The 21,406-nt window shown below is 71.4% G+C and carries 20 protein-coding genes; 9 read left to right on the forward strand and 11 right to left on the reverse strand.

The features are described 5' to 3' along the window. Positions 1–1,020, forward strand: a complete 1,020-nt coding sequence (locus tag P3T39_RS19770; protein WP_280699529.1) for a 2-dehydropantoate 2-reductase N-terminal domain-containing protein — start codon at positions 1–3, stop codon at positions 1,018–1,020. A gap of 22 nt (positions 1,021–1,042) precedes the next feature. On the opposite strand, the gene P3T39_RS19775 is transcribed toward P3T39_RS19770, so the two are convergent. After that, positions 1,043–1,861, reverse strand: coding sequence for an SDR family oxidoreductase (locus tag P3T39_RS19775; RefSeq protein WP_280699532.1), 819 nt, complete (start codon positions 1,859–1,861; stop codon positions 1,043–1,045). Positions 1,862–2,184: 323 nt separating this feature from the next. On the opposite strand from P3T39_RS19775, the gene P3T39_RS19780 reads away from it, so the two are divergent. From P3T39_RS19780 to P3T39_RS19790, 3 genes are all read left to right on the forward strand, one after another. Beyond that, positions 2,185–3,054: a 3-hydroxybutyryl-CoA dehydrogenase gene (locus P3T39_RS19780; protein ID WP_280699534.1), complete on the forward strand. Its 870-nt coding sequence runs from the start codon at positions 2,185–2,187 to the stop codon at positions 3,052–3,054. 289 nt (positions 3,055–3,343) lie between these two features. Beyond that, on the forward strand, positions 3,344–3,901 hold the full coding sequence (locus tag P3T39_RS19785; RefSeq protein ID WP_280699536.1) for a DoxX family membrane protein: 558 nt from the start codon (positions 3,344–3,346) through the stop codon (positions 3,899–3,901). A 218-nt stretch (positions 3,902–4,119) separates the two neighbouring features. Further along, on the forward strand, positions 4,120–5,118 hold the full coding sequence (locus tag P3T39_RS19790; protein WP_280699538.1) for a phospholipase D-like domain-containing protein: 999 nt from the start codon (positions 4,120–4,122) through the stop codon (positions 5,116–5,118). A gap of 76 nt (positions 5,119–5,194) precedes the next feature. Here P3T39_RS19790 and P3T39_RS19795 read toward each other — a convergent pair whose 3' ends face one another. The 8 genes from P3T39_RS19795 to infC all read right to left on the reverse strand — a co-directional run bounded on the left by P3T39_RS19795 (position 5,195) and on the right by infC (position 14,206). Next, positions 5,195–6,031: a chitosanase gene (locus P3T39_RS19795; RefSeq protein ID WP_280699540.1), complete on the reverse strand. Its 837-nt coding sequence runs from the start codon at positions 6,029–6,031 to the stop codon at positions 5,195–5,197. Positions 6,032–6,521: 490 nt separating this feature from the next. Further along, positions 6,522–9,017, reverse strand: a complete 2,496-nt coding sequence (pheT, locus tag P3T39_RS19800; protein WP_280699543.1) for a phenylalanine--tRNA ligase subunit beta — start codon at positions 9,015–9,017, stop codon at positions 6,522–6,524. Beyond that, positions 9,017–10,138 (reverse strand): phenylalanine--tRNA ligase subunit alpha, encoded by a 1,122-nt coding sequence (pheS, locus tag P3T39_RS19805; protein WP_280699547.1) that lies wholly within the window; start codon positions 10,136–10,138, stop codon positions 9,017–9,019. Before pheS ends, pheT begins: the two co-directional genes overlap by 1 nt. A gap of 231 nt (positions 10,139–10,369) precedes the next feature. Beyond that, positions 10,370–11,482 carry an ATP-binding protein gene (locus P3T39_RS19810; protein ID WP_280699549.1) on the reverse strand — a complete coding sequence of 371 codons (1,113 nt, stop codon included), beginning with the start codon at positions 11,480–11,482 and terminating at the stop codon, positions 10,370–10,372. Between the two features lie 164 nt (positions 11,483–11,646). After that, positions 11,647–12,513, reverse strand: coding sequence for an RNA methyltransferase (locus P3T39_RS19815; protein WP_280699550.1), 867 nt, complete (start codon positions 12,511–12,513; stop codon positions 11,647–11,649). A 133-nt stretch (positions 12,514–12,646) separates the two neighbouring features. Then, the gene (rplT, locus tag P3T39_RS19820; RefSeq protein ID WP_280699552.1) at positions 12,647–13,033 is read right to left on the reverse strand and encodes a 50S ribosomal protein L20; all 387 of its coding nucleotides are present in this window, start codon (positions 13,031–13,033) and stop codon (positions 12,647–12,649) included. Between the two features lie 117 nt (positions 13,034–13,150). Further along, positions 13,151–13,345 (reverse strand): 50S ribosomal protein L35, encoded by a 195-nt coding sequence (rpmI, locus tag P3T39_RS19825; RefSeq protein WP_045302606.1) that lies wholly within the window; start codon positions 13,343–13,345, stop codon positions 13,151–13,153. Positions 13,346–13,486: 141 nt separating this feature from the next. Next, complete coding sequence (gene infC, locus P3T39_RS19830; protein ID WP_280699697.1) at positions 13,487–14,206, reverse strand: translation initiation factor IF-3; 720 nt, start codon at positions 14,204–14,206, stop codon at positions 13,487–13,489. Positions 14,207–14,683: 477 nt separating this feature from the next. Between infC and P3T39_RS19835 the strand changes: the two genes are divergently transcribed. Further along, positions 14,684–15,052: a DUF1844 domain-containing protein gene (locus tag P3T39_RS19835; protein ID WP_280699557.1), complete on the forward strand. Its 369-nt coding sequence runs from the start codon at positions 14,684–14,686 to the stop codon at positions 15,050–15,052. 93 nt (positions 15,053–15,145) lie between these two features. On the opposite strand, the gene P3T39_RS19840 is transcribed toward P3T39_RS19835, so the two are convergent. Continuing rightward, a complete protein-coding gene (locus P3T39_RS19840) occupies positions 15,146–15,895 on the reverse strand; it encodes an SseB family protein (protein WP_280699558.1) in 750 nt (249 codons plus the stop codon). Positions 15,896–16,257: 362 nt separating this feature from the next. On the opposite strand from P3T39_RS19840, the gene P3T39_RS19845 reads away from it, so the two are divergent. Together P3T39_RS19845 and P3T39_RS19850 are read left to right on the forward strand one after the other, a co-directional pair. Continuing rightward, positions 16,258–17,466, forward strand: a complete 1,209-nt coding sequence (locus P3T39_RS19845) for an alanine racemase (protein ID WP_280699560.1) — start codon at positions 16,258–16,260, stop codon at positions 17,464–17,466. A gap of 121 nt (positions 17,467–17,587) precedes the next feature. Then, entirely contained in the window at positions 17,588–17,983 is a 396-nt protein-coding gene (locus P3T39_RS19850; protein ID WP_280699562.1) for a hypothetical protein, read from the forward strand. A 139-nt stretch (positions 17,984–18,122) separates the two neighbouring features. On the opposite strand, the gene P3T39_RS19855 is transcribed toward P3T39_RS19850, so the two are convergent. Continuing rightward, a complete protein-coding gene (locus tag P3T39_RS19855; protein WP_280699564.1) occupies positions 18,123–19,238 on the reverse strand; it encodes a DUF2510 domain-containing protein in 1,116 nt (371 codons plus the stop codon). A 186-nt stretch (positions 19,239–19,424) separates the two neighbouring features. Here P3T39_RS19855 and P3T39_RS19860 point away from each other — a divergent pair, with 186 nt between their 5' ends. Beyond that, the gene (locus P3T39_RS19860; protein WP_280699566.1) at positions 19,425–20,162 is read left to right on the forward strand and encodes a gamma-glutamyl-gamma-aminobutyrate hydrolase family protein; all 738 of its coding nucleotides are present in this window, start codon (positions 19,425–19,427) and stop codon (positions 20,160–20,162) included. 152 nt (positions 20,163–20,314) lie between these two features. After that, entirely contained in the window at positions 20,315–21,406 is a 1,092-nt protein-coding gene (locus tag P3T39_RS19865) for a cation diffusion facilitator family transporter (RefSeq protein WP_280699568.1), read from the forward strand.

Below are 21,406 nucleotides of genomic sequence, written 5' to 3' on the forward strand. Positions count from 1 at the left end.
ATGCGCTACATCATCATCGGCGCCGGTGCCATCGGCGGCACGATCGGCGGGCGGTTGTACGAGCACGGGTTCGAGGTGGTGCTGGTCGCGCGCGGTGCGCACGGTGCCGCGCTGCGCACCGGCGGGCTGCGGCTCTCCACTCCGGAGGGTGTCCGGGCGCTGCCCATCCCGACTGTCACCGGCCCCGGCGAGATCGACCTGCGGCCGGACGACGTCCTGATCCTGGCGGTCAAGACCCAGCACTCCCAGGCGGCCCTGACCGAGTGGGCCTCCCGCCCGGTCTCCGTCACCGACACCGGCATCGGCGGCGGCACGGCCGGGCAGCTGCTGCCCGTGGTCTGCGCCCAGAACGGCGTGGAGAACGAGCGGCTCGCCCTGCGGCACTTCCGCCGTGTATACGGGATGTGTGTCTGGCTGCCCTCCACCCATCTGGAACCCGGCCGGGTCTCCGCCTCCGGGGCCCCGCTGAGCGGCATCCTCCACCTCGGGCGCTACCCCTCGGGCAGTGACGACACGGCCCGCCAGATCTCGGCCGACCTGGAGAAGTCGCTCTTCGGGGCACCCGTCCGCGAGGACGTGATGCGCTGGAAGTACGGCAAGCTGCTCGGCAACGTCGGCAACGCGCTGGAGGCGGTCGCCGGACCGGTCACCGATGGGCTGCGACTGGCGGTGTACCACCGGGCCCGGGCGGAGTACGAGGCGGTGCTGCGCGCCGCCGGGATCCCGTACGCCACCGTCGAGGAGCAGGACGCCGAGCGCCGCGACCGGATCGAGCTGAGGCCGTTGGAGGGCGAGGAGCGGGTCGGCGGCTCGTCCACCCAGAGCCTGGTCCGGGGCACCGGCAGCATCGAGACGGACTACCTGAACGGCGAGGTGGTGCTGCTCGGCCGCCTGCACGGGGTGCCGACACCGGCCAACGAGGCCCTGCAGCTGCTGGCCGAGGAGTTCGCCCGCACCGGCCGCCCGCCCGGCAGCCTGCCGGAGGAGGAACTCGCGGCCCTGGCCGGGCCCGGAAGCTGAGAGGGCACCGGCCGGGCAGTGCCTAGGCCAACGGATCGTCCGGGCCGTAGGGCCGCAGCCGCAGCGTGCGCGCGTCCGCTTCGCGGATCGCCTCGGCCCGGGCGACCAGCTCCCCCAGGTTGTCCCGGTCCGCGTGGATGAACCGGCCGTGCATGCCGTCGAAGCGCCCCCGCGCGACGTCCACCACGACGGCGACCATGTACGGGATGCTCCCCCACTCCGTCGTCTCGGCGAACATCGGCATCCCGGCGGTCATGTCGGTGGCCACCGCACCGGGGCTGATGTCGAGCACCACGATGTGGTGGGCGGCGAGCGAGTCGGCGATGTTGTCGGAGAGCTGGAGCAGCGCGCCCTTGGAGGTCGCGTACGCGGTGTAGCGGCCGTCCGGGCGAAGCGCGAAGCCGGAGTTGAGGTTGAGCACCCGGCCGTGGCGGCGCTCGACCATGGCCGGGAGCACGCAGCGCATCAGGTTGAACGGGCCGCGCAGGTTGGTCTCCACCACCTGCCACCACTGGTTGGCGTCCACCTCCCACAGCGGCGCCTCGGTGCTGTCGACCTGTCCGGCGTTGTTGACCAGGAAGTCGACCGGCCCGAGGTCCCGCTCCACCGTCCGGACGGCTTCGCGGACGGCACCGGGTCTGGTCACGTCGGCCGTCACCGCGACGCCGCGCGCGCCGTGGCGGACGCACTCCTTGAGGGTGTCGACCAGGGTCTGCTGGGTGCGTCCGAGCAGGCCCACCGCCATGCCCTCGGCAGCCAGGCCGATGGCGATCTCCCGGCCGATTCCGCGGCCCGCCCCGGTGACGAGTGCGACCTTTCCTACGAGCGATCCCGTCAGCATCCGTGCTCCTCGCTCCCGCCTCGGCTTGGACCGACCGGCAGTAGGGCCCGCGGTGTCGCGTGCCGGTCGGTCTCGTTCGCACTCTGGATTCTGGCGGGACGGCGGTGGGCCGACGGCGCAGCCCGGCCAGGGCACACGGGCGAACGTGACGCATCTCATCCGATCGGCCCAGCCCGGCCGGACGGCGCCCGGACGCGAACGAGCGTTAGCACAAGTAGTACCGTCGTCGAGGCGATGTACCCGGCCCACCAGGCCGGGTACACCTCCCGCTGAACACAGCACCTCGCTGGGTCATCCCCAGCATCACCGTGAAGGGCAACTGAGTGAGTGACATCGCGCGCGTCGGAGTGATCGGCTGCGGCCTCATGGGGTCGGGCATCGCTGAGGTCTTCGCCCGCTCGGGCCTGGAGGTCCTGGTCGCCGAGGCCAGCGGCGACGCCCTCGAACTGGGCCGTACCCGACTGACCAACTCCCTGGAGACCGCCGTCCGTCGTGGCAAGCTGACCGAGGAGGCACGCGACGAGGCCCTCGCCCGCCTCTCCTTCACCCTCGACTTCGCCGACTTCGCCGACCGCGACCTGGTGGTCGAGGCGGTCGCCGAACGCGAGGACATCAAGATCCAGATCTTCGAGACCCTGGACCGGGTGGTCGAGCGCCGGGACGCCATCCTGGCCTCCAACACGTCCTCCATTCCGATCGTCAAGCTCGCCGCCGCCACCTCCCGGCCGGAGCAGGTGATCGGCCTGCACTTCTTCAACCCCGCCCCGGTGCAGAAGCTGGTCGAGGTCATCCCCACCCTCACCACCTCCGCCGAGACCACCTCCCGGATCGAGGCGTTTGCGGTGCAGGCCCTCGGCAAGGAGCCGATCCGCGCCCGCGACCGGGCCGGTTTCGTGGTCAACGCCCTGCTGGTGCCCTACCTGCTCTCGGCGGTCCGGATGTTCGAGTCGGGCGTGGCCACCGCCTCCGACATCGACAAGGGCATGGAGGCGGGCTGCGCGCACCCGATGGGCCCCCTGCGCCTGTGCGACCTGATCGGCCTGGACACCATCGTCTCCATCGCCGAGTCGATGTACGAGGAGTACAAGGAGCCGCTGTACGCCGCTCCCCCGCTGCTGTCCCGCATGGTCGACGCAGGTCTGCTCGGCCGCAAGTCGGGACGCGGCTTCTACGACTACACCGCGACCGCCTGACCAGCGGTTCCGAATGACTGATCCGCAGCGGCGGCTGCGGATACTGAGCGAGGGTGTCCGTCTCGGGCTCGATGGCCGGGACGGACACCCTCGCTCTGCCTTGTGCGGGCACCAGCGCGCGCCGTGGGCGGCAAGAGCCGCATAAGCATGCTGCGGCACGGCTCATCTGACGATCCGCCAGCAGGTGTCCGATTGCGACACCCGGGAGTTGTTCGAACTTGAATAAACATGTACGGTCGAGTCTCCCCCTCGGTTCAAATTTGAATCACCCCGAGCGCTGGAGATCCGCATGCCGAACACGACCGTCCTCTCGTCCGCCGCCCGCACCGGCCAGGCCACCGCCCCACGGTCGGCCGCCTCCCCGCACGCCTACGACGCCGGACTGTTGCTGCTGCGCCTCGCACTGGGCCTGACCATGGCGGCCCACGGCAGCCAGAAGCTGTTCGGCTGGTTCGGCGGCGGGGGCCTCGACGGCACCGGCGCCTTCTTCACCATGAGCGGCTACCCGGCCGGCAAGGCGATGGCCGTCGTCGCCGGTCTCACCGAGACCCTCGGCGGACTCGGCCTGGCCGTCGGGCTGCTCACTCCGCTGGCGGGCGCGGCCCTCGTCGGCACCATGGTCAACGCTCTCGCGGTCACCTGGGGCGGCGGGTTCTTCGCGCCCAAGGGCGTGGAGTACGAGCTGCTGCTGACGGCCGCCGCTGCCGCACTCACCCTCACCGGCCCCGGCCGGCTCGCCCTCGACCGCTTCCTGCCGGGCCTGCGCTCGCACCGGCTGGCGTACGGCGCAGCCTCCGTCGTGCTGGGCCTGGCGACCGCCTCGGTCATCCTGCTGCTGCGCAAGTAGCCGGCCGAAAGCCGGAGCCGACGGCCGCGCGGGTAGAGAACCCGCGCGGCCGTCGTGCCGTATCCCAAGAGCTCACCAAGCGCCCGATCCTGTCGCGCCGTCAGAAATTAACCTTCTGCGTCTACCCGCGTAAACCCCGGCGGGCCCATCATGACGGAGCACCAACAAGCCCCCACTTCGCAAGGGCCCAACGCCCCATCCTGGAGCCGGAGTTCAGCATGTCCAGATTCGGTCTCGCCCGTCGGTCCGGTGCCGCTGTCGGCACCGCGCTGCTGTCCGCGATATCCCTGCTCGTGGGCGCCGGCCAGGCGCCCGCGGCGACGGGGACGTACTCGCTGCTCGCCTTCCCGGACCAGAGCCACAGTGCGGTCGACGACTTCATCGGGTCGGCCACCACGTCGGTCGACGTCACCATGTACGAGCTGCGGGACACCACCGCGGTGAACGCGCTGGTGAACCGCCAGAAGGCCGGCGTGAAGGTCCGGGTGATCCTGGACGCCAAGCACACCTCGGTCAACGGTTCGGCCTACTCGACGCTCAAGGCGGCGGGCGTCGGCGTGACGTACTCCTCCTCCGCCTACGTCTACACGCACCAGAAGACCATCACGGTGGACGGCGCCAAGTCCCTGATCCTGACCGGGAATCTGGACTCCACCTACTACTCCTCCAGCCGTGACTACGGCGTCTTCGACAACGACTCGGCCGATGTCTCGGCGATCGAGCAGGTCTTCGACGCGGACTACGCCAAGACCTCGATCACCCCGGCCGACGGTGACAACCTGGTCTGGTCGCCGACCGGCTCCGAGAGCCGCCTGCTGGACCTGATCAACGGTGCCCAGACCTCCCTGGACGTCCAGGAGCTGGAGTTCGGCGACACCAACCTGGTGAACGCGATCGTGGCGGCCGAGCAGCGCGGGGTGACCGTCCGCGTGGTGGGCATGAACCCGAGCAGCTACGGGAGCAACTTCGGCCAGGTGACGGCGGCGGGCGGCTCGGTCGTCACGTACTCCTCCACCACCGGCCTGTATATCCACGCCAAGGCCATCGTCGCCGACTACGGCACCTCGACCGCCAAGGTCTTCGCCGGTTCGGAGAACTTCTCCGACAACTCGCTGAACAGCAACCGCGAGCTCGGCCTGATCATCGACGACCCGGCCGTGCTCAGCGGCATCGAGAGCACCTTCGCCAACGACTTCGCCAACGGCACGCCGTACTAGGGCTGTTGGGCGGGTTCCCCCCGGAACGGCCGAGGTGGGGTGACGGGCCGCCGTCACCCCACCTCGGTGGGCGTTCTCAGCCGTTGATGCTGTACGGGTCGCCGTAGACCTTCCACTTCAGCGGCGGGTTGAGGTCGAAGTTCCTGGCATTGAGGAAGACCCGCTGCTCGGTGTCGACACGGCTGGTGTCGCTGTGGGCCTCCTCCTTCTTCATGACGACCTTGCGGGCGTCCAGGAAGGCGTTCAGATAGGTGGCCTCGTCGCCACCCTGCGCGGGGGTCTTGGCCTTCTTCATCGCGGCGGCGCGGATCCCGCCGAAGCTGTCGGACTCGTTTCCGGGGCCGTGCATCACGATGGCGTCGTAGTAGATGAACTGGCCGAGCGCGCGCAGCCCGTCCGACTTGGCCTGGTTGACGGCAGGGTTGAAGTAGACGCGGTCGCGCTCGTCGTTCTGGGCCTGCTGGAAGACGGTGTCACTGGCGGCGGCGGCCCAGTCCTTGGTGAACGGGGTGCCGAGGCCGGAGTGCGAGGCGGACCCGTTGACCTTCTTCAGTGCGGGCAGGTACTTGGCGAGCACGTTGCCGGGCTTCAAGTCGGTGTAGTGCTGGACGAGTTCGAGCATGTCGCCGGTCCCGGAACAGAAGCCGATGATCCCGGCGGTGTAGCCGCGGCCGTCGCCGATGTCCTCGATGTACTTGTACTGGGCCTTCCAGTCCAGCGAGGAGTTCTCGGCGCTGGACACCAGCTGCATGGCGATGTCCTTCTTGTGCGCGTCGTCCAGGCCGACCCCGGCCTTCACAGTGACGGCGGCCGGCGCGGCGGCGTGACCGACCCCGGCGGTGGCGAGCGTTGCGGGTATCACGGCAAGTGCGACTGCGAGGGCGATGCGGCCGACCCGGTGCTGCGAGTTCATATGACGCTCCGTCTTCTGTCGCCGGGCACGGAGATGCCCGAGGAGTGAGTTAGGAAACTTTCCTAACTGATTAAAAGCCTGCCTCTCCGACCGCCGCAAGAGGCGCGACGCGCCGGATCCACCGCGCCCGGCTCACCAGGACAGCCGGAAACCCCGGCTCAACATCCGCCGGGGACACGGGACTTCGCAGGTCACGGTCGCTTCCTCGGATCAGCCGGCCGTCCGCCGAACCGCTCCGGAGTCGCTCTCGGAGCCGCATCCCGGGCGGCGAGATTCGGCCGGACCCGGTCCCCCGGACGACCAGCACGGACTTCCGAGCGGTCCGGCCCGCCGGTGCACAACCCCTCGTGCACCGGCGGACGCCCGGTCCCGGGGAATGTCCGAAACCGGCTCGGATCCTCGGTGAGGTGCCCCAGAACACCGAAGGGCCCTGCCCCGGAGCGGAAGCTCCGGGGCAGGGCCCTCGTCAGTGCGTCAGCGCACCAGCGCGTCAGGCGCCGCGCAGCACCGCACCCGTACGCGCCGAGGCGGCGGCGACCGCCGTCTCGCGCGCCGCCGAGGCCTCGTCGGCCGTCAGCGTGCGGTCGGCGGCACGGAAGCGCAGCGAGTACGCCAGCGACTTCTTGCCCTCGCCCGCCTGCTCGCCGGTGAAGACGTCGAACAGCCGGATGGACTCAAGCAGTTCACCCGCGCCCTCGCGCAGCGCGGCCTCCACCTCGACGGCCGGCACCTTGGCGTCCACGATCAGGGCGACGTCCTGGGTGGCCACCGGGTACGAGGACACGGCGGGGCCACTGACCCGCTGCGGGCCGTCGGCGATGAGCAGGTCCAGGTCGAGCTCCATCACGCTGGTGCGCTCCGGCAGGTTCAGCGCCTTGATCACACGCGGGTGCAGCTCACCGGCGTGGCCGACGATGCGGTCGCCGACCAGCAGCTCGGCGCAGCGGCCCGGGTGCCAGGGGGCGAGCTGGCCCTGACGGACCGTCAGCTCGACACCGGCCGCACCGGCCACCGTACGGGCCGCCTCGACGGCGTCCGCCCAGGAGGCCCCGGCGCCCTTGCCCCACCAGCCCGAGGGCAACCGCTCGCCCGCGAGGGCGACAGCCACGCGACGCGGCTGGTCGGGCAGCGCGGCGTCGAGCGCGGCGAGCTCATCGTCGGTCGGACGGCGGTCGACCGGCAGGCGCGGGGCGACCTTCAGCTCGTCCTTGGGCAGGAAGACGGTGCCCATCTCGAAGATCGCCAGGTCGGTGTTGCCCCGGCCGACGTTGCGGCGCAGCGCACCGAGCAGACCCGGCAGCAGCGTGGTGCGCAGCCCCGGCTCCTCGTCGTTGAGCGGGTTGACCAGCGTGACGGTGCGGCGGCGCCGGTCGTCCTTGTCCAGGCCGAGGGCGTCGAGTGCGGGCTCGCCGACGAACGGGTAGTTGTTCACCTCGACGTAGCCGGCCCCGGCCAGCGCGACACCCGTGCGGCGGTGGAAGCGCTGGGCCTCGGTCAGGCCGCGGCCCGGCGGGACGGTGGGCATCCGGGCGGGCACGTTGTCGTAGCCCTCGAGCCGGATGACCTCCTCCGCCAGGTCGTACGGGTCGGTGAGGTCGGGGCGCCAGCTCGGCGGGGTGACCTCGAGGACGTCCGTGCCCACGACGGTGCAGCCGACCTCCTGAAGGCGCCGGGTGACGGTCTCGCGGCCGTACTCGGTGCCCGCCACCCGGTCCGGCAGGTCCGCGGCGATCGCGATGGTACGCAGCGGGTGCGGGGCCGCGATGTCGGTGACCCCGGCTTCTGCGGTGCCGCCGGCGATCAGGACCAGCAGGTCCACGGCGCGCTGGGCGGCAGCGCGGGCGGCCTCCGGGTCGACGCCGCGCTCGAAGCGCTTGGACGCCTCGGAGGGCAGCTTGTGCCGCTTGGCGGTGCGGGCGACCGAGACCGGGTCGAAGTGCGCGGCCTCGATGATGACCTCGGTGGTGCCCGGGCCTGCGGCCGGGTCGAGGATCTCGGTGGAGGCGCCGCCCATGACCCCGGCCAGGCCGATCGGCCCGGAGTTGTCGCAGATCAGCAGGTCCTCGGCGGACAGCTTGCGCTGGACGCCGTCCAGGGTGGTGAGGGACTCGCCCTCCTCCGCGCGCCGGACCAGGATCGCGCCGTCGACCCGCCCGCGGTCGTAGGCGTGCAGCGGCTGGCCGACCTCCAGCATCACGTAGTTGGTGATGTCGACGGTCAGCGAGATCGGGCGGACGCCCGACTTCTGCAGGCGGCGCTGCAGCCAGATCGGCGACTGCGCATTCGGGTCGATGCCGGTCACCGTACGGGCGACGAAGCGGTCGCAGCCCGCCGGGTCGGCGACCTTGACCAGGTGACCGTAGGAGTTGGCCGGGGGCACGTCCAGCAGCGCCGGGTCGGCCAGCGGCAGCCCGTACGCGGCGGCGGCCTCGCGGGCCACACCGCGCATGGACAGGCAGTAGCCGCGGTCCGGGGTGACGGCGATGTCCAGGACCTCGTCCGTCAGTTCGAGCAGTTCGATCGCGTCGGTGCCGGGCTCGTGGTGCGACTCCAGGACGATGATCCCGTTGTGGTCGTCGCCCATGCCGAGCTCGCGGGCGGAGCAGATCATGCCGGCCGAGGTGTGGCCGTAGGTCTGCCGCGCGGCGATCGGGAAGGGGCCGGGCAGCACGGCGCCCGGGAGCACCACGACGACCTTGTCGCCGACGGCGAAGTTGGTCGCACCGCAGACGATCTCCTGCGGCTCACCGGTGCCGTTGGCGTCGCCGACGTTGACGAAGCAGTGCCGGATCGGCTTCTTGAAGCCGGACAGCTCCTCGATGGAGAGCACCTGGCCGACCACCAGCGGGCCCTTGAGGTCGGCGCCGATCTGCTCGACTGTCTCGACCTCCAGACCCGCGCGGACCAGCCGGGCCGCCACATCGCGGCCGGTCTCACCCGCCGGAAGGTCGACGTACTCGCGCAGCCAGGAAAGCGGGACGCGCATCAGATCTCCATCCCGAACGGGAGGGTGAAGCGGACGTCACCCTCGACCATGTCGCGCATGTCGGCGACGTTGTGGCGGTTCATCAGAATTCGCTCAAGGCCGAGGCCGAAGGCGAAGCCGCTGTAGCGGTTGGGGTCGACGCCGCAGGCCACCAGCACACGCGGGTTGACCACGCCGCAGCCGCCGAGCTCGATCCAGCCCTCACTGGAGCAGGTCCGGCAGGGCCTGTCCGGGTTGCCGACACTCTCGCCGCGGCACACGAAGCACTGCAGGTCGATCTCGGCGCTCGGCTCGGTGAACGGGAAGTACGAAGGCCGCCAACGCAGTTCGAGGCCGTCGCCGATCAGCTTGGAGACCAGCTGCTCGATGGTGCCCTTGAGGTCGGCGAAGGTGATGCCCTCGTCGACGGCGAGGCCCTCGACCTGGCGGAAGACCGGGGTGTGGGTGGCGTCCAGCTCGTCGGTCCGGTAGACCCGGCCGGGGCAGACCACGTAGACCGGGGGCTCGCGGTCGAGCAGGGTGCGGGCCTGGACCGGGGAGGTCTGGGTGCGCAGGACCACACCGGAGTCGGCGGAGCCGTCCGGGGCCTGCACGAAGAAGGTGTCCTGCATCGAGCGGGCCGGGTGGTCCGGGCCCAGGTTGAGGGCGTCGAAGTTGAGCCACTCGGCCTCGGCCTCGGGGCCCTCGGCGACCTCGTAGCCCATGGCCACGAAGGTGTCCTCGATCCGCTCGGCGAGGGTGGTCAGCGGGTGCCTGGCGCCGCGCGGGGTACGGCCGTACGGCAGGGTGACGTCCACCGCCTCCTCGACCAGCACGCGGGCGTCGCGCTCCGCCTCCAGCTCGGCCTGGCGCTTGGCGAGGGCCTGGTTGACGGCGCCACGGGCCTGACCGATCAGCTTGCCGGCCGCGGCCTTGGCGTGCGGGGGCAGTGCGCCGATCTCGCGGTTGGCGAGCGCCAGCGGCGAGCGGTCGCCGGTGTGGGCGACCTTGGCCTGCTTGAGCTCCTCCAGGCTGCCGGCCCCGGCGAACGCGGCGAACGCCGCGTCCCTGGCCTGCTCCACCACCTCGGGCTTCAATGCCTCGACCTCTACCGGGTCGTACGACTTATTGGGTGCCGACATCGCTATCTTTCCCGTGCTCCTGCTCGTGAAGTGAAGGGTGTGTCTCGCCCTTGCGCTACGCCCGGCGTGGCCGGGGCACGGGCAGCCGTTCCCGTACGAGTCAGGAAGGATGTCCGCGGCGCGGCCGCGCAGGGCGTCCCACAACGCCAAAGGTCGAGTGTAGTCGCAGCAGGCCCAGGCCCTGGCGGGCGAGCGTGCCTCCAGCCCCCCGGTACGCCCGCCACTCGATGCTCAGAGCATGAAGTCGGGCACCCCGGCGGGCAGGATAAATCGGAACTGGGCGCCGCCGCCGGGCGCGCGGCTGATCCGGATGGTGCCGCCGTGGGCCTCGACGATGCCCTTGACGATATAGAGGCCGAGTCCGGTGCCACCGCGCTTGGAACCGCGCCAGAAGCGGGTGAAGACGCGCGGCATCGAGTCCTCGGGGATGCCGGTGCCTTCGTCGCTCACGGTGACCGCAGTTCCTTCCACCACACGGCCCTCCAGGATCCTGGACGGGGTGCCGGGGCGCTCCCAGCCGGCTGCCTCCACCACTTCCTTGGCGGGCGCCACCTCGATCGTGACAGTTCCCTCACCGTGCCGCACCGCATTTTCCAGCAGGTTGGCGAGGACCTGGTCGACCTTGTCGGGGTCCGCCCAGAGCTGGGTGAGCGGCTCGGCGATCCGGATGTCGAAGCGCTCGGCGGGGATCCCGGCCGCGACCTTGCCGTCCACATGCCGCTGGACGGCCGCCGCCAGGTCCACCACCTGCTTGCGGACCTCCAGGCGCCCGGCGTCGATCCGGGAGATGTCCAGCAGCTCGGCGATCAGGCGGGTGACCCGGTCCGCGTCGGCGTCGACGGTCTCCAGCATCACCCGCTTCTGCCCGTCGGTGAACCGCTCCCACTTGGCCAGCAGGGTGGCGGTGAAGCCCTTGACACTGGTGAGCGGGGAGCGCAGCTCGTGCGCGACGGTGGCGATCAGCTCGGCGTGGCTGCGCTCGGTACGGCGGCGCGCCTCGGTGCCGCGCAGCGCGACCACCACCTGCCGGACAGGTCCGCAGGGCCGCTCACGCACGTACCGGGCGGAGACCAGCACCTCGCGGCCGCCCGGCAGCAGCAGGTTCCGCTCGGGCTGCCCGGTGCGGATGGCCAGGCCCCCGTACGGGTCGGTCAGCTGCCACCAGCGGCGGCCGTCCAGATCCTCCAGCGGGAGCGCCTGCTCCAGCGTGGTGCCGGGCGTGACACGGACGCCGGTGAGCCGGGCGGCGGCCCGGTTGAAGCAGATCACCCGGCCTGCGGCATCGGCGATCACCAAGCCGTCCGGCAGGTCGTCCGGATTCAGCTCCGATCCGCTGCCGACCATGGGCGTCCTCCCCGCTCAGAGCCTCCGCCACCAGGGGTCGCGGCGGCCGCGGCCGCCTGCGGTGGCCCGGACCGGGGCCGGGCGGCGCTGCCCGGTCCACCGTGCGCTGGTGTCGGTGGCACTACCCACCGTGTCCGTTCCCCCACGGCCCGACCCTAGCGCCCCTACCCCTGTGCGCGACACCCTCCCGGCAGCCGCTGGGCGCGCGCGGAGGCATAGAGGCAGACGGCGGCGGCGGTGGCGAGGTTGAGGCTCTCGGCGCGCCCGTGAATGGGGACGCGCACCACCTCGTCGGCGAGTGCGCGGGTCTCCTCCGGCAGGCCCCACGCCTCGTTGCCGAACACCCAGGCCCCCGGCGCACCCAGGGTGCCCTCGTCCAGCTCCTGGTCGAGGTCGCGCTCCCCCGCCCCGTCGGCGGCCAGCACCCGGACACCCGCCTCGCGCAGCCTGGCCACCGCCTCCTCGATCGGGACACCGGTGGCGACCGGCAGGTGGAACAGGCTGCCCACCGAGGCCCGGACGGCCTTCGGGTTGTACGGGTCCACCGAGGCGTCGGTCAGGATCACCGCGTCCGCCCCGGCCGCGTCGGCCGTCCGCAGCACGGTGCCCGCGTTCCCGGGGTCGCGCACGTGCGCCAGCACGGCGACCAGCTGCGGGCGGGCCTTGAGCACCTCTTCGAACGGGGTGTCGATGAACCGGCACAGCGCCACGATGCCCTGCGGGGTGACGGTGTCGCAGATCTCGGCGATCACCTCGTCGGTGGCGGTGAGCACCGGCAGGTCGGCCGCCCGTGCGGCGGAGACGATGTCCGCGTGCCGCTCGGCGGCCTCCGACGTCAGGTAGATCTCGACCACGGCGTGCTCCTCCGAGCCCGCCAGCTGCCCGTACGCGACGGCTTCCCGGACGGCCTGCGGGCCCTCGGCGAGGAAGCGGCGCTCCTTGCTGCGCTGGTTGCGCCGGGCCAGCTTGCGGGCGGCGACGACGCGCGGGGAGCGCAGGGAGGTGAGCAGGGGGGTGTCGGTGCTCTGCATGCTCTCGTTCTCTGTGGGCTGCTCTGCGGATACGTGGGCTGCTCTGCGGAGGTGGGCCTGGGAAGCACTCAGACCCGCAGGCAAGCCTGCGGGTCTGAGCGGATCAGCTACGGTGCCGAAGCTCCGGCCTGGATCAGGCGGCGACCTTGGGGGCGTTGACGTCCTCCGGCAGCGCCTTCCGGGCGACCTCGACCAGCGCGACGAACGCGACCTGGTCGTGGACGGCCAGCTCGGCCAGCATCTTGCGGTCGATCTCGACGCCTGCGGCCTTCAGGCCCTGGACGAAGCGGTTGTAGGTGATGCCGTTGGCACGGGCCGCAGCGTTGATGCGCTGGATCCAGAGCTGGCGGAAGTCGCCCTTGCGCTTCTTACGGTCGTTGAAGTTGTAGACCAGCGAGTGGGTGACCTGCTCCTTGGCCTTGCGGTACAGGCGCGAGCGCTGGCCCCGGTAGCCGCTGGCGCGCTCCAGGATGACCCGGCGCTTCTTGTGGGCGTTCACTGCCCGCTTGACGCGTGCCACTTCATTACTCCTTGGGTTGGACCACGGACTACTTCACGTGGTCCGTCATTCGAATGGGTCGGGAAGGATCAGCTGCCCTGCCGGTCCGCACGGTCGGCGGCCCAGGCGGGCGGGCGATCACTTGCCCAGAAGCTTCTTGATCTTCTTGGCGTCGGCCGGGGCCAGCTCGACCGTGCCGGCCAGCTTGCGGGTCAGCGTCGAGGGCTTGTGCTCGAGCAGGTGGCGACGGCCGGCACGCTCGCGCAGCACCTTGCCGGAGCCGGTGATCTTGAAGCGCTTGCTGGCGCCGCTGTGGGTCTTTTGCTTCGGCATGTCGCCGTCTCTCCTCGTCGGTCCGCCCACCGCCCGCGCTTTGGGGCGCGGGCGGGGACTGGATGAATCACTTGATACCCAGGGCGGGCCGCCCCGGTACCTCGGTGGCCGGTCCGCCCGGACCGCCGTGAACCCTGGGGCTCAGGCGTCCTGAGCGGCCTCGGCCGGCTGCTCGACCTCGGCGTCCTCGGCGTCGGCCTGCTCGGCCTCCGCCTCGGCGGCCGCGTTCTCGGCCTCAAGCGCAGCGTCGTCATCCGAAAGATCGGCGTCGTTCGGACCGGTGCCCCGGCCCTGACGCTCGGCCTTGCGGGCGTCCGCTGCGGCGCGGGCCTCGGCCATTGCCTCGGTCTTCTTCTTGTGCGGGCCAAGAACCATGATCATGTTTCGGCCGTCCTGCTTGGCCGAGGACTCCACGAATCCCAGGTCCTGGACGTCGTTCGCGAGCCGCTGCAGCAGTCGGAAGCCCAGCTCGGGGCGAGACTGCTCACGACCGCGGAACATGATCGTGATCTTGACCTTGTCGCCCTGCTTGAGGAACCGGACGACGTGACCCTTCTTGGTGTCATAGTCGTGCGGGTCGATCTTCGGCCGGAGCTTCATCTCCTTGATGACCGTGTGCGCCTGGTTCTTGCGCGCCTCACGGGCCTTCATGGCCGACTCGTACTTGAACTTGCCATAGTCCATGAGCTTGCACACCGGCGGCCGGGCGGTCGCCGCGACCTCGACCAGGTCAAGGTCGTACTCCTGCGCAAGCTCCAGCGCCTTGGCAAGCGGCACAATGCCGACCTGCTCGCCGCTGGGACCGACGAGTCGCACCTCGGGGACGCGAATCCGGTCGTTGATGCGGGGCTCGGTGCTGATGGGGCCTCCTCGGTTGCACCTTCTGCGATGCGGCCGTCGGACGGCGGTCGCACGTAGTGGACTCGACCACTGGGCGGGGCTTCATTCGTGCTGCGCTGCTTGCAACGCCGGCACCGCGACACGAAAAAAGCCCCGCTCGGTACACAGGCGGGGCTCCACACAACCGGGGGCGGCATCCGTGCGGGACGGACACTGCTGGCGAATCCGGGCCTTACGGCCGGTTTCGCGGACCGGACCCTCCGACCGCGAGGCCGGACAGGTGGGAGACTTTCGCGGTTGCCCTCTCGGGCCTCCTGAGGTGGAGCCTCCACTTGCTGGCCTGGAACCCTGACGAGTTCCTGGCCGGTCAGTCTCGAAGCATACCAGCGTTCTCACCCCCAGCGGTATTCCGCACCGCCGACCCTTCTGCTGGTCAGCGCCGCTGCACCCCCTTGTACGCTCCCTGTGTACCCCAACGGCACGACGGAGTGAGCCACCTTGAGCAGCCAGCCCCATGAGCACAACGACGAGGCCCTGGGCTTCGACGACATCACCCGCGACATCGCCGAGGTCCCGGCCGTCGAGGTGATCACGACCGTCGCGGTGCACCTGATGAGCGCGGCGGCCGTCAAGTGCGGCCTCGCCGAGGGCGGCGACAAGGACAAGGACCTGGACGAGGCGCGCAAGCTGATCACCGCACTGGCCGGACTGGTCACCGCCGGGGCCCCCGAGATCAGCAACTTCCACGCCGCCCCGCTGCGGGACGGGCTGCGCTCGCTGCAGCTCGCCTTCCGCGAGGCCTCGCTGGTGCCGGACGCCCCGGGCACCGGGCCCGGCGAGAAGTTCACCGGCCCCGTCTACAGCTGAGGCCGGGCTTCCCGCGACGTCCGATGCACTGTTCAGGGGTGCGGGGCTCTGTTCGGTCGAGCGGAGCCCCGCGCCCCTGAAATACCGCAGTGCTCAGACCTGGCGCTGGTACAGGGGCTGTCCCGTGGGCGTGCTGTTCGCCGGCAGCAGCGCCAGGTCCAGGCCGCGGCCGAGCCTGACCCGCAGCAGGGCGTCCCCGGCCAGGGCGGCGGCGAGGCGCTGGGCGATCTCCTGCACCGGCGCGTCCGGCTCCAGGGCGAGCGCCAGCACCGCGTCGGTCACGGCCGAATCGGCCGAGGTGTGCAACTCGCCACGGAGAACGGCGGGTTCGGCGGCGAGCAGCGTCCGCACCGCCTGCCGGACCTCGGGATCCCGGGCGGGCGGCAGGTACGGGCGGTTCTCCGCGACCGCGCGCAGCCGGGCGCCGGTCAGGGTGTAGGTGACGGGGCCCGCCGGGTCGATCAGCAGGGTGTCGGCCCGCTCGGAGTAGGCGACCATGGCAGCCTGCGGGGCGGCGACCGGCGCCGGGCGGGCGTCGGCACGCCAGCGGGCCATGGTCTCCAGCGAGGTGAAGGCCGGCAGGGCACGCCGGCCGTCGGCGGCCTCGATCACGGGGACGGCCATGTCGCTGGTCTTCTCGTGCTTGAGCCCGTTGGCGTCGGTCTCCACCTCGCCGAGCAGGGCCACGATCGGGACCATCAGCCGACTGGGCGTCAGGGCTTCGAGCACCTCGGGCTCGGCGGCCCGGTCCTCGGCCCACGCGGCCAGCGCCCTGGCGAGGCGGGGGTCGGCAGTGCCGTCGTCTTCGGCGAATCCAGGGTTCGGGATGTTCTTGCGGTCCACCCGGCGAGCCTATGCCACGGTGGCCGTCCACCCCGCCACAGGTGCGCTCTGCCGGCGGGTGCGGCGAGCGACACAGGAAGCCCCGCCCGACCGGCCACGCACCCCAGGGACACAGGAAGCCCCGCCCGCCCAGCCACGCACCCTCCAGGGGCGCGGGGAACTGCGCGACCAGCCCGCAACGGAGGTGCACGGCTCCTCGCACAGTTCCACCGCATCTCTGGGCATCACGTGGAAACGGTCCGCCGGCGCAGCTCAGGAGGTGCACGGTTCCTCGCGCAGTTCCCCGCGCCCCTGAGGAGGTGCGTGGCTGGGCATGTGCACACCTCTACCCGTGGGTAGGTGGGGTGTGGGAGTCTGCGCGCATGGCCAACCTCTTCGCCACCGCGGCCTCGGACCGGGCCCGCTACGACCGGGTCACCGCGCACCTCGACGCGCCGCTGGCCATCGTCGACCTGGCCGCCTTCGACGCCAACGCCGCCGACCTGGTGCGCCGGGCGGGCGGGAAGCCGATCCGGGTGGCGAGCAAGTCGGTGCGCTGCCGGGCGCTGGTGGAGCGGGTACTGGCCGTCGAGGGCTTCGCCGGAATCATGAGCTTCACACTGGCCGAGTCGATCTGGCTGGCCCGGTCCGGTTTCGAGGACGTCCTGCTCGCGTACCCCTCGGCGGAGCGGGCCAACTTCGGCCTGCTGACCGCCGATCCCAAGCTGGCGGCCGCCGTCACCGTCGTGCTGGACGACCCCGCGCAGCTGGATCTGATCGACGCGGCGCGCGAGGGCACCGAGGAGGTCCGGGTCTGCCTGGAGCTGGACACCGCGCTGCATCTGCTGGGCGGCCGGGTCAGGATCGGCGCCCGGCGCTCGCCGCTGCGCACCCCCGAGGCCCTCGGCGCCTTCGCCGAACTGGTCCAGCGCCGCCCGGGTTTCCGGGTGGTCGGGCTGATGGCTTACGAGGGGCATGTCGCGGGGGTCGGCGACCGGATCCCGGGGCGGCCGCTGCGCTCGCGGGCGATCCAGCTGATGCAGGCGAAGGCGCGGACCGAGCTGGCCGAGCGGCGGGCCGCGGCGGTGCGCAGGCTTCGGCAGGTGGCGGAGCTGGAGTTCGTCAACGGCGGCGGCACCGGCAGTGTGGAGTCCACGGTGGCCGAGCGCGCGGTGACCGAGGTCGCCGCCGGGTCCGGGTTGTATCTGCCCCGGCTCTTCGACAACTACCGTTCCTTCCAAGGCCGTCCGGCCGTGCTCTTCGCCCAGCCGGTGGTACGGCGGCCCGGGGTCGGGGTGGTGACGGTGCTCGGCGGCGGCTACCCCGCCTCGGGCGCGGCTGGGGCGGACCGCTCCCCGGTTCCGTATCTGCCCGAGGGCCTCGGGTACGACCCGCAGGAGGGTGCGGGCGAGGTCCAGACCCCGCTGCTGGGTTCGGCGGCGGACGACCTGCTGATCGGCGACCGGGTCTGGTTCCGGCATGCCAAGGCGGGCGAACTGTGCGAGCGCTTCCCGGAGTTGCACCTGATCGAGGGCGACCGGGTGGTACGGACCGTCCCGACGTACCGGGGCGAAGGGCACACCTTCCTCTGATCCGGCGCCGGCAGGTCGGGGCCACTCGTCCGCCGTGGGGCGGACTCCGTTCGCGTTCCTGGGACAGCCGTCGACGGGTTGTCCTAGGCTGGCGAGCACTCTAGGACCGAAGGGGTGGCTGATGGAGGCCGAGATCGCGGCGTTGGCGACGTCGGGGGCCACGACACTGGTCGGGCTGATGGCGACGGACCTGTGGACTCAGGTGCGCGGCCGCTTCGCCTCACTGTTCGGGCGGGACCGGGCGGAGGAGATCGCCGAGGAGCTGGACGAGGTTCGTGAGGAGCTCCGGTCGAGCGGGGACAGTGCGGCCAGCGCCGCCGAGTGGGCCCGGCGACTGCGCCGGGCGCTCGCCACCGACCCTCAGGCGGCCGAGCAACTGCGTGACCTGCTGGCCGAGTTCGGTCCTGCGGCGGAGGATGCGGCTGCGGTCAGGAACGTCATCAGCGGCGGTACCTTCCACGGCACCGTGGTCCAGAGCGGCCGGGTGGAGAATCTGACGATCGGCCAGGAGCCCTGAGACACGGGACGGGCTGACGCACACAGTCCGGCAGAGCACCGCCGCACCGCCCACCGCCGCGCCTGCGGACGGTGGGCGGTGCGGTTCAGGCCCCGCAGACCCGAGCTCCGGGGCCGGGACCGGCCGGGCCCGATCGCGATCAGGTCTTGGTGCCGCCCACGGAACCGCCGGCCGACCCGTCGCCGGTGGCGGCGGTGATGCTGCTGACGATGGAGTCCATCTGGTCCACGACCGGGGCCTTGGGGTCGATGTCGAAGCCGAGGTGCACCGAGACCAGGGACTTGCCGTCGCTGGTCGGGAAGACCACGCTCTCCACGTAGCCGTTGTTGCCCTGCGGAGCGTCGACCTTCCAGCGGACCAGATAGCCGCTCCGGCCGTTCACGGAGACGGCCTCGGACTTCAGCTCCTGATGGGACTTGATGTCCCCGTACGACTCCTTGGCCGCCGCCGCGATGTCCTGCTGGGCCGCGGCCTTGGGGTCGGTGCCGCTGAGGCGGCCGGTCGCCACACCGCCGAGCGAGCAGGAGTCGCCGCCGCCTGCGCAGGTGTACGTGCCGATGGTGAGCGCGGCGAAGCCGTTGCCGGTGGTGCCGCCGGTCCAGCCGGACGGGATCGGGATGCCGAGCTGGTTGACGGCGTCCACGGCGACGCCGCTGGTCGCACCGCCGCCGTTCTGGCCTCCGCCGGAGCCCCCGCCGTTCAGGCCACCGCCGCCGTTGAGGCCACCACCACCGTTGAGGCCACCACCGGAGCCGCCACCGTTCAGACCACCCCCGCCGTTCAGGCCGCCGCCGGACCCGCCGTTGAATCCGGGCCCGCCGAAGCCCCCGCTGCCGCTGCCGCCGCCGAAGCGGTTGCCCTGCTTGACCCGGCTCTGCTGGGCCGAGGTCGTACCGGAGGAGTGGTCCATGGCCAGATAGGTGACACCGGAGCCGACCGCCAGACCGGCCAGTGCGGCGACGGTCGCGGCGATCACCACCGCCTTCGGCGGCTTGTTGCGGACGCGCGGCGCGACGCCCGCTTCGGCGCCGAACGGCGGCAGTTCGGGGTAGCGGACGGTGGGCCCGCCCGTCAGCACCTCGCCGACCAGTACCTGCTGGTCCGCCGAGGGCGCCGGCTCCGACACCGGCTGGGCGGCGGGCACAGGGCGGGTGGAGGCCGTCCAGCCCTTCCCGTCCCACCAGCGCTCGGGCCGGGGATCACTGGTGGTGTCCTGCGGGTCCGGGTACCACCCGGCGGGAATCTGCTCGCTCACGTCAGAGAAGATAAACGGTCCCGGATAAGCGCGATATCAGCGGAGCGCCGATTCTGTGCTTTTCCGATGAGATTCAGATGAGAATCGACAGATCGTCGGCAATGGCATATCGGACCCTACTCCCAGAAGCGCCCGGACAGCCGCATATTGACTGCGGGTCAGCATCCGGCGGTGGAGAATCCGGTTATGACGACCAAGCCCGTGATCGGCATCACCACTCACCTTACCGAGGCGGTCTGGGACAGCTGGGGCACGCAGCGCGCCGTCCTGCTCTCCGCGCGCTATCCCGCGATGATCCAGGCGGCCGGCGGAGTCGCCTTCCTGCTGCCGCCGGACGCGCCGCAGCGCGCACCCGGGGCGCTGACCCGTCTGGACGCACTGGTGGTCTCCGGCGGTCCGGACCTCCACCCCGCCTACTACGGCGCACAGCCGCACCCGAGAACGCGTGCGGTCACGCCCGAGCGCGACGCCTGGGAGACGGCCCTGCTGCACGCCGCCGTGGCCGCCGAGATGCCCCTGCTGGGTATCTGCCGTGGCATGCAGCTGCTGAACGTCGTCTTCGGCGGCACGCTGATCCAGCACCTGGACCACGTCCAGGAGCACCTGGGCACGCCGCAGGGCTACGGGCGGCACCCCGTGCGACCGGTGCCGGGGACGCTGCTCGCCGAGTTGCTGCCCGAGACCGTGGTGTCCGTACCGACGTACCACCACCAGGCCGTGGACCGGCTCGGCACCGGGCTCATCGTCTCCGCGTACGCCGAGGACGGCACCGTCGAGGCGGTCGAGGGCAGCGGCTTCACGCTCGGTGTGCAGTGGCACCCGGAACAGGGTGAGGACCTGCGGTTGCTGGAGGCACTGGTCGGTGCGGCGGCCGCGGCACGCGTCGAGGGACGGGTCGCCGAGCTGGTACCGCTCTCCGAGTGATTCCCCGCCAGGTCGCTGACCTGCGCGAATACCGGCCCCAACGGGAACGACAACGGTCACCAGTGCAGCCTTTGGATCTTCCTCCGATCTGGGGTTCACTTCGTGTGCGGGCCGAAGGGGCCCATGGCCCATGAGCGTTCGGAGAGGACACGATGGCCGAGCACGAGCACGACCACGATCACGACCACGCGCACGACGACCATGGTCACTCGCACGGCGGCCACGGGGGGCACAGCAGCCACGGCGGCCACGGCCACTCGCACGGTGTCGCGGCGGACGCCGACCGCCGCTGGCTGGTCAGCGCGCTGGCGCTGATCGTCGTCTTCATGGCGGGCGAGGTGCTGGTCGGCTTCGCCGCCAGTTCGCTGGCGCTGATCTCGGACGCCGCCCACATGCTGACCGACGCCGCCTCGATCGTGCTGGCGCTGATCGCGATGCGGCTCGCCGCCCGCCCCGCCCGGGGCGGTTACACCTACGGGCTCAAACGGGCCGAGATCCTCTCCGCCCAGGCCAACGGCATCACCCTGCTGGTGCTGTCCGCCTGGCTCGGGTACGAGGCGATCACTCGGTTGATCTCGCCGCCCGAGGTGACCGGTTCGCTGGTGCTGATCACGGCACTGGTCGGGATCGTGGTCAACATCGCGGCGGCCTGGTGCATGTCCAAGGCCAACCGCTCCTCGCTGAACGTCGAGGGCGCCTTCCAGCACGTGCTCACCGATCTGTATGCGTTCATCGCCACCGCCGTCGCCGGTGCGGTGGTGCTGACCACCGGGTTCCGCCGGGCCGACGCCATCGCCTCGCTGATCGTGGTCGCCCTGATGCTGAAGGCCGGTATCGGCCTGGTCCGCGACTCCGGCCGGATCTTCCTGGAGGCCGCGCCCGCCGGGATCGACCCCGACGCTGTGGCGGACCGGCTGGTGACCTCTCCTCAGGTCGAGGAGATCCACGACCTGCACATCTGGGAGATCACCTCCGGCCAGCCCGCCCTCTCGGCGCACATCCTGGTGACCCCGGGCGGCGACTGCCATGCCGTCCGCCGCGAACTGCAGCGCCAGCTGCGCGAGGACTACCGGATCACCCACGCCACCCTCCAGGTCGACCATGTCGGCGAGGACAGCTCGCAGGAACTGCTCCAGATCTCCCACTCCCCCGCCTCCGCCGCGGCAGCCGCAGCGGCGGCCGCCGCCGACCACTGCGCCGACTCGCACGGCCCGGTCCACCGCAGCGGGCCGCACGAGCACTGA

Source organism: Kitasatospora sp. GP82, from assembly GCF_029892105.1.
In the GTDB taxonomy this organism is placed as follows: Bacteria; Actinomycetota; Actinomycetes; order Streptomycetales; family Streptomycetaceae; genus Kitasatospora.